The sequence below is a fragment of the Rodentibacter sp. Ppn85 genome (genome assembly GCF_001999335.1).
Taxonomy (GTDB): domain Bacteria; phylum Pseudomonadota; class Gammaproteobacteria; order Enterobacterales; family Pasteurellaceae; genus Rodentibacter.
In genome coordinates this window covers 1-18,428 of the sequence record NZ_MLHS01000016.1, presented here as the reverse complement: position 1 = coordinate 18,428, position 18,428 = coordinate 1, and the positions used below count along the sequence as shown (strand labels likewise).

Genomic DNA, 18,428 nt, shown 5'->3' with positions numbered 1-18,428 from the left:
TTCGGGGGATATAATGGTAAGATTACTCAGTTTGAGATCGTTGCATATAATAGTGCGGTTCTCGGTGGATGGCGCCTAGTTTATGTCATCTGAAGTTATGTGTTTTATACCTGAAAGTTCCAAAATGATGAATTTATCTCCTAATTTTTGGCAAACCAAATCTCTCCTTGAAATGACCGATTCCGAATGGGAGGCTTTGTGTGATGGCTGCGGAAAATGTTGTTATCGCAAATATATTCAAGGCCGCGGAAAACGACAAAAACTCTATTACACCCGCATTGCCTGTAATTTACTGGATCTGGAGAGCGGAAAGTGCGGTAATTATTCGGAACGTTTTAATATCGAAAAAGACTGTACAAAACTCACTAAAAAGAATTTACCTGATTTTCATTGGTTACCTGATACCTGTGCTTATCGGCTGCTTTACGAAGGTAAACCTTTGCCTGATTGGCATCCATTGATTTCCTGCGATGAACGGAGTGTAAAAAATGCCGGTATTTTAATTACAAACGGCGTGCATGAAAATGAGGTGATAGATTGGTTTGAATTTGTCCTTGATGAGGAATAAAAACCATAAAAAATGACCGCACTTAGTTTTAGAGCAGACAAGATAAATGCTGATAGGAAGTAATTTTTATGCTAGAATCTGCCACCAATTTATTAGGACGAATAAGATAGGAAAAAGTATGAAAGTTTTAGAAGGCGTTGTTGCGGCACCTAATGCAAAAGTAGCAGTGTTGATTGCCCGTTTTAACAGTTTTATTAATGAAAGTTTGCTAGAGGGTGCGGTGGATACGTTAAAGCGTATCGGCCAAGTAAAAGACGAAAATATTACTCTCGTGCGTGCACCTGGTGCCTATGAGCTTCCCCTTGTTGCCCGTCGTTTAGCGGAAAGCAAAAAGTTTGATGCGATTGTGGCATTGGGAACGGTTATCCGTGGCGGTACGGCGCATTTTGAATATGTTGCGGGCGAAGCAAGCAGTGGTTTAGGCAAAGTGGCGATGGAAGCAGAAATTCCCGTGGCATTTGGTGTGTTAACCACTGAAAATATTGACCAAGCTATTGAACGTGCCGGCACAAAAGCGGGTAATAAAGGATCGGAAGCCGCATTAACGGCACTTGAAATGATCAACCTTCTTGAACAAATTGACGCGGCATAAATAATGGCAGAACAAAAGATAATGAAGAAACCATCAGCTCGTCGTCGGGCTCGTGAATGTGCCGTGCAAGCCTTGTATTCCTGGGCGATTTCCGGTAATACTGCGGAGCAGGTGGAGTTAGCATTCCTACTTGATCAAGATATGAATGGCGTAGATAAATCTTATTTCCGCAAATTATTTCGTCAAGCCGTAGATAATATTGAAGCGGTTGATTTTTCTATTACTCCTTATATTGACCGTGCGTTTGAGGAACTTGATCCTATTGAAAAAGCCATCTTACGTTTAGCGGTGTATGAATTGCGTTTTGAGCTTGATGTGCCGTATAAAGTTGTGATTAACGAAGCGATTGAAGTGGCAAAAGTGTTTGGTTCGGACGACAGCCATAAATATATTAATGGTGTATTAGATAAAATCGCGCCAGCATTAGGGCGTAAATAAATTAGATGATCTATAAATGGCGCGCGTGTTTACGCGTGCTTTTTATTTTAATGGGTAAACAATGGCATGGGTGAATTTGATTTAATTAAACATTATTTTGAGCAACCACAGAGGCAAGCGGATGATTTTGTTTCCTTATCCATTGGTGATGATTGTGCCTTAGTCTCTGTGCCGGAAAATAGCCGGCTTGCTATAACCACCGACACGATGGTGGAAAATACCCATTTTTTGCCTTCTGTTTCACCGGAAGATTTAGCCTATAAAGCGGTGGCAACCAATTTAAGTGATTTAGCCTCAATGGGGGCGCAGCCCAAATGGGTTTCCCTTGCATTAACTTTACCAAAAATTGATGAAAATTGGCTTGCCCGATTTAGTCAAAGTTTGTTACACACATTAAAAAATCACAACGTCACATTAATTGGCGGTGACACGACAAAAGGTCCGTTATCCATTACGATTACTGCACAAGGCTTTGTTGAAAAAGAAAGAGCATTGTGTCGCCATCAAGCTAAAGTAGGGGATTTAATTTATGTCTCAGGCACATTAGGCGATAGTGCCGCCGGTTTGCAACAAATTTTATCGGGCAAAAGAGCGGTCGGTTTTGATGAAGAGTTTTTACAGCAACGCCATCTTCGCCCAACGCCACGGATCACGCTTGGACAAGCATTAGTCGATATTGCCCATGCAGCTATTGATCTTTCCGATGGGTTAAATTCCGATCTCAGACATATTCTTAAACGTAGTCAATGTGCGGCGGAAATTGATCTTTCCGACTTACCACTTTCATCATCATTATTAAATCTTTATGAGCACACGCAAGCTGAGCAATTTGCCTTAGGCGGTGGTGAAGATTATGAATTATGTTTCACCATTTCTCCTGAATCCCAATCAATCCTTGAAACCCGGTTACAAAATCTTGATGTTGTTTGCACTTGCATAGGACGTATTATTGAGGCAAAGTGCGGTCAGTTTGCAACCTGTTTTTTGCGTAACGGGAAAGTGGTTGAGTATTCGCCGAAATCAGGTTTTGATCATTTTAAGGAAGTAAAATGACAGAAAATAATCCGTTAAAACGAATTTCTTTAAAAAATCCCGTTCATTTGCTTGCTGTGGGATTGGGTTCAGGTTTGCTTCATCCCGCACCGGGAACGTGGGGGAGCGCCCTTGGCACCTTATTAGGCGTGATTTTACTTGTGCTTTTAGGAACAAAAACTTTCTTAATTTTGACCGCACTTTGCTTTGTTCTCGGCTGTTATTTATGCCAAAAAACCGCTGACGATATGGGGGTGCATGATCATGGTTCCATTGTGTGGGACGAATTTGTCGGCGTGTTTATCGTCCTTGCCGCGGTGCCTAACTTGTCCTGGCAATGGGTGTTGACCGCTTTTGTTTTGTTTCGCTTTTTCGATATTCTCAAGCCTTTTCCGATTCGTTATTTTGATGAAAAACTGGAAAGCGGTTTCGGTATTATGGTGGATGATATCATCGCCGCTATTTATGCGGTAATGGTGATTTTCTTGTTAAATATAGAGTGGTAAAAGATGTTAAATTTATTGATTGTTCATTTGTTTGGTTTGATGACACCAGGGCCTGATTTTTTCTATGTTACCCGAATGGCGGCGAGTAATTCCCGTCAAAACGCCTTTTATGGAGTTATCGGCATCACGATAGGTGTGGCGTTTTGGGCTGCGCTTTCGATGTTGGGGTTAACGGTGTTATTCGCTATGATGCCGGCTTTACATGGACTTATTATGATTCTGGGCGGAAGTTATTTAAGTTATCTTGGTTTCTTATTGATTCGAAGCAGACAAAATGCAGAATTTATACCGCTTTCAGAGAAAGAATTAAATGAGCAAACCAATGCTAAAAAAGAAATTCTAAAGGGTTTATTGGTCAATTTGTCGAACGCTAAAGCCGTGGTGTATTTTTCAAGTGTAATGTCTTTGGTTTTAGCGAAAATGACAGAAATATGGGAAATGGGCGTGGCGTTCGGTTTAATTGTCATTGTAACATTCTTGTATTTTTATCTAATTTCATTTATTTTTTCACGGAATGTGGCAAAGCAGTTTTATCGCCAATATAGCCGTTATATTGATAATGTAGCAGGCGTGGTATTTTTATTTTTTGGTTGTGTACTGATCTATAGTGGTATCACTGAGATGATTAATTAAAAGAAGGGTATAAATATGACATTAAGAATTGCGGTTGCCGGTGCGGGCGGCAGAATGGGACGTCAATTGATTCAAGCGATTCATGGTGCAGAAGGCGTCACCTTGGGCGCAGCTTTTGAGCGTCAAGGATCGTCATTATTAGGAGCGGACGCCGGTGAGTTGACAGGTATTGGGCATTTAGGCATTAAGGTGTCTGATGATTTTCACGAACAAAAAGACAATTTTGATTTGCTGATTGATTTTACCCGTCCGGAAGGCACACTTGAACATATTGCATTTTGTGTGGCGAATAATAAAAAAATGGTGATTGGTACGACAGGATTTGATGAGGCGGGTAAAGCTGCAATTCAATCTGCCGCTGAAAAAATTGCCATTGTATTTGCTTCTAATTTCAGTGTCGGCGTGAATTTAGTATTCAAATTATTGGAAAAAGCCGCCAAGGTAATGGGCAATTATTGCGATATTGAAATTATTGAAGCACACCACCGTCATAAAGTGGATGCCCCTTCAGGCACGGCACTTTCAATGGGAGAACATATTGCGAAAACTTTGGGGCGTGATTTGAAAACTCATGGGGTATTTTGCCGTGAGGGCATTACTGGTGAGCGTAAGTCCGATGAAATCGGTTTTTCAACCATCCGTGCCTCTGACGTTGTAGGTGAGCATACCGTATGGTTTGCCGATATTGGGGAACGGGTGGAAATTTCCCATAAAGCCTCAAGCCGTATGACGTTTGCCAACGGTGCGGTACGGGCGGGGAAATGGCTGGAAAATAAATCTCATGGTTTATTTGATATGACGGATGTGTTGGATTTGAATAATTTATAGTTCCAATTCAAGATCCGTTTCTACACGACAACAACATAATAAAATTTCATCGGGTTGGATAAAGGCAAGGGGAGTTTCCGAATAGGATACCTTGCCTTTTTTGATCTTCACCCGACAGGAACCGCAATAACCGCTACGACATTGGTATTCGTGGTGAATATTGTGACGTTTGAGGTGATCGAGTAGGCTTGTTTCGTTATTGAAATCAAGGGTAGTTTGGCTATGAATTAAGTGAATTTTCATATTCTGCATCGTATTCGATTTGTTGTCTAATTATATAGGAAAAAGTGAAAACTTTGTTAAAATTCATCAAAATTTTGATGAGATATAAGTTCATTTTAGGAATTATTTCTTGTTGGAGGCATTGTGAAATTAGCCGTAAAAATTATTGTAATTTTGACTGCACTTGGTTTAACCGCTTGTAGCTCGATTAGCAAAGAACCGGTAAAATCTATTGATATTTATGTGAAACCTTATTATTCCTCCGAAAAAGGCAAAGTGGGAAACGTATTTGTGCATAAGCAACTTGATCCGATGTTGCGGGAAAATACCTTAAACGGATATCAAAGTGCGGTTAAGTTTGTGCTAGAAAATCCGGCACGAATTTCGCCAATCACCTTATTTACTCTGGCGGCCCGTGCTTATGATTTTGGTTTACGTGATGATGCGGTAAAATGGTTTTATCGTGGGCAAAACCGTTTAATTACAGCCTTGTATGTGTTGGATTTACCAAAGACGACAGTGGCGGAAAATACGGGATTTAGCCAAGTAGTAGGGCAATTTGTGAATCCCTACGCTTTTTGTGATTTAAACAAACAACGTAAAACTGCGGAAGAAGCAGTAAATTGGGTAATTTCCCATCCTTATGACACGGTTTTTATGAAAGCATTACCCTCAAAATTTCAAGATCGCAAAGTTGCATTAAAAGCAGCCGAGGAAAAATTGAAGCTTCGTTTAAAGGCACAGGATGAGTTTTTTGCTGCTCCACAAAATAAAGCGAAGTGGCAAAAAGAGCGGTCGGAAAATCATGTAAATGAAAGGTTTTGCTGGTAAAAAACAAAAATTCCTTAGCTTTTTAACTAAGGAATTTTTTTATTGGTGGCGGAGGAAGTGAGGCTTGAACTCACTAAGGGGAGAGTAAACCCTAGCCGCTTTTTAAGACCTAACCAATGTTCAAACATCCATATATAAACATTATTCCTATCAAATTTTCACACACAACCACATCAAACTATCAATTCATTTTACTCTGTAATGGTTCAACGTTTTGCAACATTTGAGAGACACATTGATAAATTTGTTTAACGTAAAAATAGTATGAAATTTTTAGGGCTAATTGATTTCAGCTCATTTCTTTTTGGAAAAATTTGAGAAGATTTGATTATATGATAATCATTTTGATTATTGTTTGTTCGATCAAGGAGGTTTATTACATTTTTTTGTCATTTTTGAAGAAAAGCTCCGTCTAATATGGGTGTGATTTTGCTTATCGAAAAATACAAATCTACAAACGGTGAAAAAATCGTCTCCGCTAAGTTTAGCTCACAATGCTATATCCAGTGGAGTAGTAAAGTTTCGACATTCGCCGGATATACAGGTTTGTTGACATATTGGAGCTGCAGAATCAGGGCTACTTCATAGAAAGTAGCTTATCGTCTTAATTTTATACTAATTGAATAACTTAGGCATATTACATATTAAGGAGACCAATTGATGAAATCTTCAATAGCGAGAAAATCTATCGGCTATTTATTTTACTTATCTTTATTCTCGGGAACGGCTTTTGCAACAGACGTTCTTACCCAAGAACAGCAGCAGTTAAAGCATCAAAGAATAATTCAAGAAACTGATGAAGCTTTAAAAAAGGCGGAGAAATTCCTGCGCAAAGAGGCTGATCCGAAAACAGATAATACATTGACGGATGATACACAAACAGATCGAACCATTAAGCGCATTACCGTAGATCAAGCAGGACAAAGCGTTCGCTTGGATTTTGATTCCGTCATTAAACAATATGAGGGAAAGCCACTGACGACTAAGCAAGTTTTTGCGTTAGTTAAAGATTTGACCGATGTACTGTACCGTGCAGGCTATGTAACAAGTGCCGTTGGCTTAAAGAGTAACGTTACCGATAAAAATGAATTGGATTTTATTATTCATTGGGGCTACGTTCGCGATTATTTTGTCAATGGTGCTCTTCCAGAAACATTTAAAGATAAAGCAATGGTTTTTGTATTGCCTAATTTAAAAAATAAATTACTTAATGTTTATGATGTTGATCAGTTAGTTGAAATTTTAAATACAACAAATAAATCCGCAGAAATAAAAGTTGTTGCAGCAGAGAAAGATGGTGAGTCCAATTTTAATTTAATTACTCAGCGCACTTATTTACCCCGAATTACACTAGGCTTTAATAACTCCGGTGCAGAAAACAACGAAAACGGACGAAATCAACTTACGGCAAGTATTAGTTGGGGTGATTTACTAGGAATTAATGATAGTTGGTATTTTTCAACAGGATATCGACTATACAAAAAACATAAACGAAATAATCAACAAAACTATTTATTAAGTTATAGCCAACCATTTTCTTCTTATACATTAGATTTAAGAGTGTCACAATCGGATAGTAAGAAAGAAATAAAAGGTATTCACAGTTATAGCTCAGAAGGGAAAATTAAAACTGCAAATATTAAACTTGCTAAAGTTCTTGCTCGTAATAAAGATATGATTTTTTCAGGTTACGGCGAATTAGAATTTAAAACAAAGAAAAACTATATCGGGGCGCGTTTAGTCAGCCATTTCAATAATAATAAACTTACAGTCGGATTATCCTATATTACAAATGTTTTAGGAGGAAAACTGTATAACGATATTTCTTATTCAAACGGTTTAGGTTGGTTTGGTGCCGATAGCCTTGCATATAATTCAAAAGGAGATAAAACACTCTCTTTATTATCAGGCACAATGAGCTGGTATAAAGCTTTTGCGATTAAAGAAAGAGCGCTTAATTATCAACTTCGTTTAGGATTCCAATACTCTCCTTATAGTTTGTATTCCGATAATCAATTCTCTATCGGAGATGAATATACCGTAAGAGGATTTAAAGGTGGAATCATTTCCGGAGACAGCGGTTATTATATTTCACAAACAGTTGATATCCCATTTTATCCTCAAAAAATGTCTATTTCCCAAATCAAACCTTTCTTAGGTGTTGATTTCGGTCGCATATTTAAACATCTCAATCAAGGTAATGAAACTATTGCAGGGATGGCTATTGGAACAAAATTTCAAATCAGTCGCCTTAACTTATCTTTCACTTATTCCAAGCCAATTAAGAATGTAAAAGTAAATAAAGGTGATGCCCACATTTACTATGTAAACGGCTCAATTTCATTTTAATTCATATTTTTAATATAGGAGAAATTTAGTATGAATAAAAATAGATATAAACTGATTTTTAGTAAATCAAAATCATGTTTAGTTCCCGTCGCTGAATATATTAACTATGAATCAGGCGACACTGGTAGTGTAGAAAATAAAGAAGAAGGCGAATCTAGCAGTGAAGGACGCCATATCTTCCGTCTATCTACATTTTCTTGTCTTATTAAATCACGTTTGTTACATCTGGGAAATGCTGCATTAGCCTTCTTATTCGTTGTACCAAATACCGTATTTGCTGATGTAAATAGCAAGGATATCGTTTTAGATAAAAATAATCGTGAAACAAAAATATCTGAGACAACTAATGGCGTACATATTATTGAGATTGCCAAACCTCAATATGATGGTATTTCTGATAATAAATTCCAAAAATTCAATGTCGGCAATGGTGCGGTATTTAATAATAGCAATAAGGAAGGAAATTCTTATTTAGTCGGTCATTTAGAAAAAAACCAAAACTTTGATAAAAATACAGCCAAAGCAATTTTAACTCAGGTAACAGGTAGTCAGATGAGTAAAATTAAAGGCGGATTGGAAGTTTTTGGTGATAAAGCAGATCTATTAATTATTAACCCGAACGGAATTAATATTAACGGTGTACAAACATTCAATACGGATCGTTTTGTAACTTCAACCAGTAATGTGATTGATCCGAAAAACGGCTTAAAACTGTCTGTCGAGAAAGGAACGGTAACCATTGATAAAGACGGGATTGCCACTGACGGATTGAAATATTTAGATATTGTTGCGAAAAAAATTGAGCAAAAAGGGGCCGTCCGTAACATTAATGATAAAGCGCCTGTTGAAACCAATATAACCTTTGTAGCCGGTTCATCAGAATACGATGTGAAAGCAAGAAAGGCGAAATCTAAGCAGGCTAAATCCACGGAAATCGCAATTACCGGTACAGAAGCCGGCGCTATGTATGGTAATCATATCCAATTTATCACAACAGATACGGGCGCTGGGGTAAATCATAAGGGTATTATTCTTTCAGAGAAGGATATCCAAATTGAGAATAAACAAGGTAATGTTGAAGTTGCAACCTTACAAGCTAAACAAAATGTATCCTCAAAAGGCAGTAAAAAGCTTGATATTAATGGTCAAATCTCTGCAGGGAAAACTACTAATTTAATCTCCACAGAGGTTAACCTAAAACAAAATACAAAAGTAAGTAGTCAGAAAGTTGATATTTCAGCGGATAAAACTATAACGGCCAAAAATGCCAAAGTGAGAGGAACAAAGGTTGATATCAATAGCCAGTCAACTCAAATTGGTAAGGATTCAACTGTAATTGCAACAAATCTGGATATTAAAGGTAAGAATCTGGAAAATAGTGGTACGATTGCGGCTCGTTTTAATAAAATTTATGTAGAAAAGCTAGATAATAAGAAAGATATTCTAGCCGAAAAGACGCTTGATATATCTACCTTTGGTAATATTTTATCCCAAAATAATACTACTCCAGATGATGGTTATCACAATAATGGGATTATTCAAAGTAAAGGGACTGCGAACCTTACGTTTAGATTCACCCATTTCCACTCAGCCTCTCATAAACTACCGGAGGCTAGAGAAAAATTAACGCTTTCTGCCCAAGAAGTCTTTTTTGATAAAGATTCGGAAAACCAATTATTATCTTCACTGGATATCAACTCAAATGATGCTTTTATCAATAAAGGGATATTAACTAGCGCTAATCAGTTATCTGTAAATAGTCAAAAAATTACAAACGAAGGTTTATTGGGTGCAAAAAACAGCTTAAATCTAACTGTCTCCTCAAATATTACCAATAATGCGACTGGAGTTTTGCATTCAGACGGTGTAATGAATTTAAATGCAGATGATATTATTCATAATCGAGGAGAAATTCTTTCAAAAGGGAAAATCACTGTATCAGCTCAAAAGTTATTAAATGACGTTGAACTTGGAGGCAGTGTAGATATATCTAATGGAAATATAAAAGGATCAATTGCCGATATAGGTACAGTCAGAAGAGATTTCTATAAAATTTTTGGTTCTATTACTGATCTTAATGGAAATAGCCTAAAAATTAAATATATGGGTAATATTCGTGGTGAGAATGACTTTGAGTTTATTCAAAAAGAATCAACATTAGATGATGCAGGAATAGTTAACCATGGCATAATTAATATTCAAAAAAATCTAATTGGTAATGGTGCTAAAAATATCATTAATAATATGAAAAGTAGCAAGTTAAATGTATTTGATTTTTATTTAAATTCACCTGCTAATATTACGGTTACTTTTAGGCCTGTTTTCAATCTATTTGGGAGTTCATTGCAGGCGACAGCAGAATATAAATTTAAATCTCTCTCTGAATTAATAAAGTTTTTCCTAAGTAATGATACTCAGACCCATTTTCAACAGGGAGCATATTATGTAAGTAAATTACAGGTTTTTAAATTATTAAAATCTATCAATTCGCCATTACTTCAATCCGTATTGACAAATACATTTGGTGTTCATTGGGAAAATAAATCGCTTACTGAACTAAAAAAAGCCTATGATGCAGCAGAGCTTGCAAATAGTAGCGGAAAATCCAAAGAATTGGAATTTTATCCCCATGAAAAAGCCAAAATATTAGCCGGATCTTTTATCGGTAATACCGATACATTAATTAATGGTGAAAAAGGGGAAAAGGGAGCTTTCGATAATGAAGTCCCTATTGGGAAACATACAATACAAGCACCACCGATTCAATTCAAACCATTTGTTGCACAGCCAGAAAATAACGATAATAGTGAAATTGATTTATCTACATTGTTAGAATTATTGGCTAATCCGAATTTATTCATTGATCGTTCGTTTAATAAGAAAAAAGAGGATGACTCTAATATCTTCATCCCAAAAGAAGACAAAAATCTACTGAGTGAAACAGAAGAAGAGAAAAAACAGCGTCTAGAAAAAGCACGTTTGGAAAAAGAACGTCTTGAAAAAGAGCGTTTAGAAGAGGCAGAACGTAGAAAAAAACAATTAGAAGAGGAACAGAAAAAACTAGACTCGCTTTCTGAAGAGGAAAAACAACGTCTCGAAGAGTATGAGAAAAAATTAGCCGAAGAGAAAAGAAAAGCTGATGAATTGGCGAAGAAAAAAGAAATTCCTCTAGATAAAGATCGCGCTCGAGTAGAGGTTGATCCACTTTATCACACCAGAATGAAATATATTAATCAAAATGATTATGTCGGTTCTGATTATTTCTTTAATCGGATTGCGCCAAAAGGTTCAGAAAGCAAAGTAAGTGTAATTGGCGATAGCTATTTTGAGCATCAGTTGATCACTCGTAGTATCGAGAAAAAAGTCGATAATCATTTGGCACTCAAATACGATTTAACTAATGTCGAGTTAGTTAAACGTTTAATGGACAATGCGTACCATACATCAGGAGATCTAAATCTAACTTTAGGCAAAGCATTAACCAAAGAACAGCAAGACAACTTAAAAGAGGATATTATTTGGTATGTCAAATCAACCATTAATGGAAAAGAGACATATATCCCTCAAGTTTATTTTGCAAAACAAACTTTAGAAGATGCGGAAAAATATAAAGGATTAGGAAGTGCGGTCATAAAAGCCAGGGAATTGAAATTGAAGGCTAAAGACGTACACAATTCCGGTACTATTGCAGGAAATCGTGTTGATATTGAAGCGGAAAATAAAATTAAAAATACAGGTGATATTTTAGGTAAAGAATTGGTTAGCCTAAAAGGGCACAAAGGTATTGAATCGACCGCAACTTCCTACACTGATGAGAAGGGAAATACGACGGTTCAGAAATCAAAGATTGCTTCAGAACAACACCTACATTTAGAAACAGATCTGGACAGTGATATTGATATTACTGCTTCCGATGTGAAAGGAAAAACAGGATTTGTTAAAACTAAGGATCTGAAAGCCAAAGATACACATAAATTTAGTAGTAGTCATAAGCAAAAACAACTACTTGGTAAAACAGTTATTACTGGAGTAGAAACAGAAGATTCTTATAGTGCGGAATCTGTTGGCTCTGATTTAGAATTTGATCATCTCCATTTAGCTGTGAAAGGTGATGTAGAGCAAGCTGGAAGTAAAATAAAAGCAGATATTGTTACCGGTATTGTAAAAGGAGATTACAAAACAAAGACGGGCCAAAATATTCAACATACTGAAAAATCAAAGTCGGTCTTTGGCTTATTTTCAAGTGCATCAGCCAGTGGTGGAGGCTATTCCGTTTCAGCTTCGACTGATAGTATTGATGGAGTTTCTAGCCAAATATCAGAAAGCGATCATACCGGAGCTAATGGTGAATTAGGTATAAGATTTGAACAAGAAAAAAGTGCTAAGACAGATTTAAAAAATATAAATAGCGAGTTTGAAGTAAAAGGGGGGGATTTACACGTTTTAGGTACCTTAGATATCGGCGGATTAGATATTAATAAATCGATGTCTGATTCGACACAACCTGATCAGAATGAAGGAGAAGCGGTTAAATCAGAAAATAGTAATGTATCTGATGAAACCTCTAAAACAGAAGATCAAACTCAAGACGGTCAAGCAAAAGAGGATAATCCAAATCTGCGTAAGCTGTCCGAAGAAGAAATTGCAGAGTTAATGTCAGAAAAAGATCAGTCCTTTTTTGAAGCTCAAAAGAACGTAAGCTATGATAAATTGAAGCTAACCGCGAAAGAGATTATTTCAACTAAATATAAAGATGAAACTGATTTTAAATCTTCAAAGTCATCTTTTAAACTCGGTTTAGTCGGTGAAACCCATTCTGCAATTGCCGATATAGTTAGCCATGCTGTTAAGCAAGCAGAAGATGCTAAAAAAGGCATTAAGCAAGATGGTACAGCAGCATTACAAGTTACTAGTGATCTCGCTAACTTGGTGACTGGCGATTTAGTTGGTGCATCAGTGAAAGCTCAGGCTGGGTATAGCCAATCTAATGCGAGTTTTAATGAAAAATCCGATAATCGTAATACCTTAAACGGTAATCTTGTGTTAAGTGCAACAGACGGTAGGGTAGAGTTAAATAACGTTGAGCGCAGCAAGAGTGGTAAACTTTCTATCAATGCAAAAGATGACGTGTCGATTAATGCAGGAAAAACAGAAAGAACGGAGTCGGATGAGTCTTGGCATGCAAAACTTTCTGTAGGAAGCTCTGTTTCCTGTGGTGTTATGTCCGATGGATGTGCCGCTGGTGTAAATGCTGGAGTAGATGGGGGATATTCTTTAACTAATACACAATCTACTACTTATCAGAATAGTCAATTACTGGGAGATGAAGTCGAGATTAATACAGAAAAAGATTTCACATTATCCGGCGCTAATATCAAAGCTGATGTTTATAGAACGAAAGTAGAAGGAAAAACATCAATTGAATCCAAACAAGATACTTATGAAAGACATAATAAGCATGCTGATTTTGGTTTTTCTGCTGGTGCGTCCGTTACTACAGCTTTAACAGTTAAACCGACAGTTAGCGTAACTGCCGGATATGGGCAAGAAGATGAAACCAGCCGTAAAGTAGGTCATCAATCAGGTATAGAAGCTGGAAAAATGATCGGTCAAATTAACGATCTAGATCTAAAAGGCGGTTATTTGGTTGATAAAAGTGGCGATAAGAAACTCCGTATTACAGGTGATGTTACTCATCAATCTTTGGAAGATTATCATCATAAAGATGGCGGTGAGTTTGGTATGTCCATAGGGTTAAATGAAAGGGGAACGTCTCAAGCTAATGTAAGGGGGGGGCGTTCAGCACAAAGACATTATGAGGCAACACAACATTCTACTTTATCGGGTGTTGATACCCAAAATGTTGAAAAACCTATCAATAATGAACTCAATGAATCTAAAACGGTTCATAGAGATGATGAGTATGCAAGCACCAGTTTCGGCTTTGAATTAGGCGATTTAGCTGAGTTAGGTAAAAAAGGAGTAGATAAAGCCAAACAAAAATTCAGCAAAAAAACTAATCAAGATAGTGTAAACAGTTTGAATAATATTGCTTCAGATAACGCTCTATCACAAAAAACTAAAGTATCGGAAGAGCCAATTTATGAAGAAATTCCGGCTAGCCCTTACGCGAAATTAGGCGATGAAAATGCGAGTGCGCAACGTAAATCAGCAGAGTCCGAGCCGGTTTACAGCGAAGTCACGAAAGCGAAAAAATCGGAAGAGCCAATCTATGAGGAAATTCCGGCTAGCCCTTACGCGAAATTAGGCGATGAAAATGCGAGTGCACAACGTAAATCAGCAGAGTCCGAGCCGATTTACAGCGAAGTCACGAAAGCGAAAAAATCGGAAGAGCCAATTTATGAAGAAATTCCGGCTAGCCCTTACGCGAAATTAGGCGATGAAAATGCGAGTGCGCAACGTAAATCAGCAGAGTCCGAGCCGGTTTACAGCGAAGTCACGAAAGCGAAAAAATCGGAAGAGCCAATCTATGAGGAAATTTCTGCTGTAATGGAAGAACATAAGGCAAAACGTCCTCTACCGGAATTACCACAAGATGGAAAAGCGAAGGATGATTTGGATCTCAAAGAAAGCGATTATGCTGAAATCCCAGCTTTAATTCATTCTGATAATAAAGTAAAAGCGGATAACGCAGAAAGTGATTATGCGGAAATACCTGCTTTAGCCGAATCAGCTAAAACTAAAGTAGAATCCGATAATGCTCAGGTCAATAGTAATAACAGCAGTAAGTTATCGCCAGCAGTGCCTGAAGTCCAAAGTGTGGAACAAGCTGATACACAAAGTTCGCCTTCGTTCTTCCAGAAGATTAAGCAATTCTTCAAGAAGGATAGAGGCTCTTCAAAAACTACTGAGGAAAATGTAAATAACAACAATCGCTTATTGGATACTGATGAGCAAGCTAACGGAAAACCAAACTATGAAAAACTTGAAGATAACTTGAATTTGAAAGAGTTATTAAGCCTTGAGGCAAAGCGTTATGATGAATTTGAACAAAAAATTCTTAATAATAGTGAGTTTTTAGCTGAAGCACGCGAAGCTGCGAAGAAAAGTGTCCCTGAAGCAGTATTAAAACAGATGGCAGGCTCAGCCGAGCTAGACGATATTCTCACTGACGGAGCAAAAAGAACCGAACGTAAGATTAACGAAGCCTTACACTTTAAACCAAGTGAGCAGGAGTTCAATGAGATTCAGCAGTTAGTGAAAAAATTGCCGAAAAGTGAAGATATTATGGGGGTGCCAGAGCAAACACAACGTATTGTGGATGCTCTAGCCGAAACCTCTAAAACTATCCAACGTTCTCCTGATTTAAAAGATAAACTTCAAGGAGCGGTGGAAGAGTTTTTAAGTAATACGAAAAACGGTTTAACCGTAGAAAGTATTGAAAAACTTAATCACGGTTTACGTCCGGATGAAGGGGAAAACAGAATTCTGTATAAGAAAGAATCTTTGACTAAAGAAGATGCTATTTTCTCTGGTCCACAGGCATCTAAATTGCAGCTTGCCGAGATGGTGGATTTTATCAATGATGCTAAAGCGCGTGGTGTTGAACCGAGTGTATTATCCGGTATGGTTTATCAGCGTGTGATTGCTTATCATCCGTTTGCTGAAGGTAATGGTCGAGTTGCACGAGTTATCGCCAATAAATTATTACTGGATGCAGGCTATCCGCCATTTACCAAATTCGGTAGCAAATTTGAGGAAACTATCATTCCTCAATCAGATAGCTCGAAAGACAGTACAACCAGTCCGAAAGTGATTAGCGAATTTTTACGCATTTTAAGCGAGAAATCGATAGAGGATGCGACACCGAAATTTGCTTCAACCGAATCGGGCTCAAGCTTGGTAGGTAAAGCAGAAGATATCTATGCTCAAATAGATCCGACCAAGAAAAAGGTAAAAACTGAATCCGAATCGGAAAAAGCGGCTAGAATTGTAAAAGAGAAGGATGAATCCTTAGGGAAAAAACGATCGGTTCCGCGTGAAGATAACGGCGATTATATGACGATTAAACGCTTAAAAGAGGATATGACCGGAACGGAAAGTCCGGCTCAAGCGAAAACCGGTTCAGCAGAAGATGCAACGGAAATTCCAGTATTGCTCCAGTCTGGCGATAAAGTAAAAACAGACAATGCCGAAAGTGATTATGCTGAGATCCCGGCTTTAACCCACTCTGGTAATACAGCAAAAGCGGATAGTGTTGAAAGTGATTATGCTGAAATCCCAGCTTTGAGCCACCCTGGTAATAAAGCAAAAGCGGATAGTGTTGAAAGTGATTACGCTGAAATCCCAGCTTTAAGCCACCCTGGTAATAAAGCAAAAGCGGATAGTGTTGAAGGTGATTACGCTGAAATCCCAGCTTTGAGCCACCCTGGTAATAAAGCAAAAGTGGATAGTGCCGAAAGTGATTATGCGGAAATCCCTGCTCTAGCCGAATCAGCGAAGACTAAAGCAGAAACCGATGATGCGGTATCTTCGCTTACACAGGCAAATAGCAATAATAGCAACAATAACGTTGAAAAAAATCAAAACGGTAATGAAGTAAATAAACCGAAGATTGATGCTAAAAAACTATTTGAACAAGCGAAGCAAAAGGCTCGTGAGCGGGATAGTGCGAAAGAGGCAGAGAAAAAATTAAAGATTTTGGCTGAAAATGCTGAAAATTTGCCAAAAGAGCATCTATTAAAAGCATTGCAAGATTTAGCCTATGGTTCAAGTGTAGAAGAGGCGACTGCATTAACAAATAAAGCTAAAGAAACTCGTAACAAAATTCATCGTCCGGATACCATTGAAGGATTTGAAGGACAGAATGTAAAAAATATGGGTAAAATTATGAGTAAAATTGAGCTTGATGATGCATATTTACAATCTCGCAGCGAGATTAATAGAAAAATTGTGGACAAGCTGGATTCAAACAAGGAATTCCATCAATTAATGAAGCAAAAACTATCTGGAAATGAAGAGGGTATTAAGCGTTTATTCAGTTTGGTTGAACAAGCGAAGTTTGATGCTTTAAAAGAAGTTACAGGTATTGAGGGAAGACGTGCAGAGTTAGAAATTACTGGTAATAATCCTTTGTCAACGAGACACGGTGCTTATAGTAATGATGTCGTTCGAATAAATGCGATGCCTATTCTAAGCTTTTTACGGACTAAGAAGCAGAATAACAAGGAAATTTTGGATACGATTGTTCATGAATTGACTCACCACGATCAAGCTCAGATTATTCGTCATAAGGATAAATTACCGGATCATATGAAGGCTGATGCGAATTTGATGGCATTGAACGGACAGTATTATATTAGTTCTGGTTTAACAACTATGCGTCAATATCAAAAGCAACCTCAGGAGAGAGAGGCATTCTTCTCTGGTCATAAATTAGGTGAAGAACTTAGTAAATTAGTAGATAAAGGTTATACGGGGGAAAGACGGGATATTCAATCAATAGAACATCTGCCGACTAAAAATAGTAATTTAGAAACCCCCAAACCGCAGGGAACTGATTTAGGTAATAATGCCTTAATTTATGGTCTAAAGGATGGGCGTAAAGAGCTGATTGCTCATGCGAATAAAGCGGATAAAGACAAAAGAAACCCTATATTAGCGGATAGCTATATTGGTGAGCTGAATTTGGGTTATGAGTTCAGTAATTTGTCTAAATTAGCAGATAAGGTTAAACAAGGGAAAGTTTCGGAGCAGGATATTGATCGTATTGCAACTTTCCAAGATCTTGGGGCGGATAACGCCTTAGCTACATCTTCGCGTAGCCGTATTAATCAAGCAAATACGGAGGATAATAAAAAAATTATCACTGAATTGTTACAAAATCCGGTAGCGGTAGAGGCATTAAAACAAATATCAGATTTCAACGAGAAGGAGCAGCATTTATTCCAGCAGTTGAAACAAAATGAAAATTTGGATTTAGATGAACCTCAAACTTCACCATCGTTCACAAAAGAGCAAAATGCCGTAATTGAGCAATATATAGCAACAAGAGATGGATTAAATAGAAGTCGTGAAGATTTCTTCTCTGAAAAAACAAAGCTGATTGCTAAAGAAACACTGGAAAGAGGTGGAAAAGTCTATTTTGCGCTAGACGGTTTGGCGACGGATACAATGACCTTCAATAAAGATAAAACTCAAATAAATATGAGTAATCTGAAGAAATTGTTCGATCCGAATTATGAATTTTATAATTCGGTCACTTCAAGAGAACTACGTTACCTGTATGAAAACTACAGAGATAATCCGAACTTGAAGTTTACCATTAAGGATCAGGTCATTGAAAACCCGCTTAAGACACTAGATCTTAATTAAATATCATGTCTGAAATAACAATCTGCTCATTAAATGGGCAGATTGTTATATCAGAATATTCAAATACGAAATTACGCTCGTTTAAAATCAAAGT

General features: G+C 37.4%; 11 protein-coding genes. 10 read left to right on the top strand and 1 reads right to left on the bottom strand.

The genetic code is table 11. From position 1 onward, the window contains the following. The first annotated feature begins 127 nt into the window (after nt 1-127). The 7 genes from BKL51_RS03035 (at nt 128) to dapB (ending at nt 4,597) form a co-directional block, all read left to right on the top strand. A complete protein-coding gene (locus BKL51_RS03035) occupies nt 128-568 on the top strand; it encodes a YcgN family cysteine cluster protein (RefSeq protein ID WP_198930104.1) in 441 nt (146 codons plus the stop codon). Between the two features lie 118 nt (nt 569-686). Continuing rightward, on the top strand, nt 687-1,160 hold the full coding sequence (gene ribE / locus BKL51_RS03030; protein ID WP_077465271.1) for a 6,7-dimethyl-8-ribityllumazine synthase: 474 nt from the start codon (nt 687-689) through the stop codon (nt 1,158-1,160). 3 nt (nt 1,161-1,163) lie between these two features. Then, nucleotides 1,164-1,598: a transcription antitermination factor NusB gene (nusB, locus tag BKL51_RS03025; RefSeq protein WP_077465270.1), complete on the top strand. Its 435-nt coding sequence runs from the start codon at nt 1,164-1,166 to the stop codon at nt 1,596-1,598. Between the two features lie 66 nt (nt 1,599-1,664). Continuing rightward, the gene (gene thiL, locus BKL51_RS03020; protein WP_077465269.1) at nt 1,665-2,651 is read left to right on the top strand and encodes a thiamine-phosphate kinase; all 987 of its coding nucleotides are present in this window, start codon (nt 1,665-1,667) and stop codon (nt 2,649-2,651) included. Then, nucleotides 2,648-3,136: a phosphatidylglycerophosphatase A gene (locus tag BKL51_RS03015; protein WP_077465268.1), complete on the top strand. Its 489-nt coding sequence runs from the start codon at nt 2,648-2,650 to the stop codon at nt 3,134-3,136. The genes thiL and BKL51_RS03015 overlap by 4 nt, the downstream gene beginning before the upstream one ends. Nucleotides 3,137-3,139: 3 nt before the next feature. After that, complete coding sequence (locus BKL51_RS03010) at nt 3,140-3,769, top strand: homoserine/threonine efflux transporter (RefSeq protein ID WP_077465267.1); 630 nt, start codon at nt 3,140-3,142, stop codon at nt 3,767-3,769. 15 nt (nt 3,770-3,784) lie between these two features. Beyond that, nucleotides 3,785-4,597: a 4-hydroxy-tetrahydrodipicolinate reductase gene (gene dapB / locus BKL51_RS03005; RefSeq protein ID WP_077465266.1), complete on the top strand. Its 813-nt coding sequence runs from the start codon at nt 3,785-3,787 to the stop codon at nt 4,595-4,597. Here the strand turns inward: dapB and yfaE are convergent. Beyond that, a complete protein-coding gene (gene yfaE, locus BKL51_RS03000; protein WP_077465265.1) occupies nt 4,592-4,840 on the bottom strand; it encodes a class I ribonucleotide reductase maintenance protein YfaE in 249 nt (82 codons plus the stop codon). The two genes, dapB and yfaE, sit on opposite strands and share 6 nt — an antisense overlap. 123 nt (nt 4,841-4,963) lie before the next feature. Here yfaE and BKL51_RS02995 point away from each other — a divergent pair, with 123 nt between their 5' ends. From BKL51_RS02995 to BKL51_RS02985, 3 genes are all read left to right on the top strand, one after another. Beyond that, nucleotides 4,964-5,650 carry a hypothetical protein gene (locus BKL51_RS02995; RefSeq protein WP_077465264.1) on the top strand — a complete coding sequence of 229 codons (687 nt, stop codon included), beginning with the start codon at nt 4,964-4,966 and terminating at the stop codon, nt 5,648-5,650. A 660-nt stretch (nt 5,651-6,310) separates the two neighbouring features. Further along, complete coding sequence (locus BKL51_RS02990; protein ID WP_077465263.1) at nt 6,311-7,999, top strand: ShlB/FhaC/HecB family hemolysin secretion/activation protein; 1,689 nt, start codon at nt 6,311-6,313, stop codon at nt 7,997-7,999. Nucleotides 8,000-8,029: 30 nt separating this feature from the next. Beyond that, a complete protein-coding gene (locus BKL51_RS02985) occupies nt 8,030-18,334 on the top strand; it encodes a hemagglutinin repeat-containing protein (RefSeq protein WP_077465262.1) in 10,305 nt (3,434 codons plus the stop codon). Nucleotides 18,335-18,428: the final 94 nt, after the last annotated feature.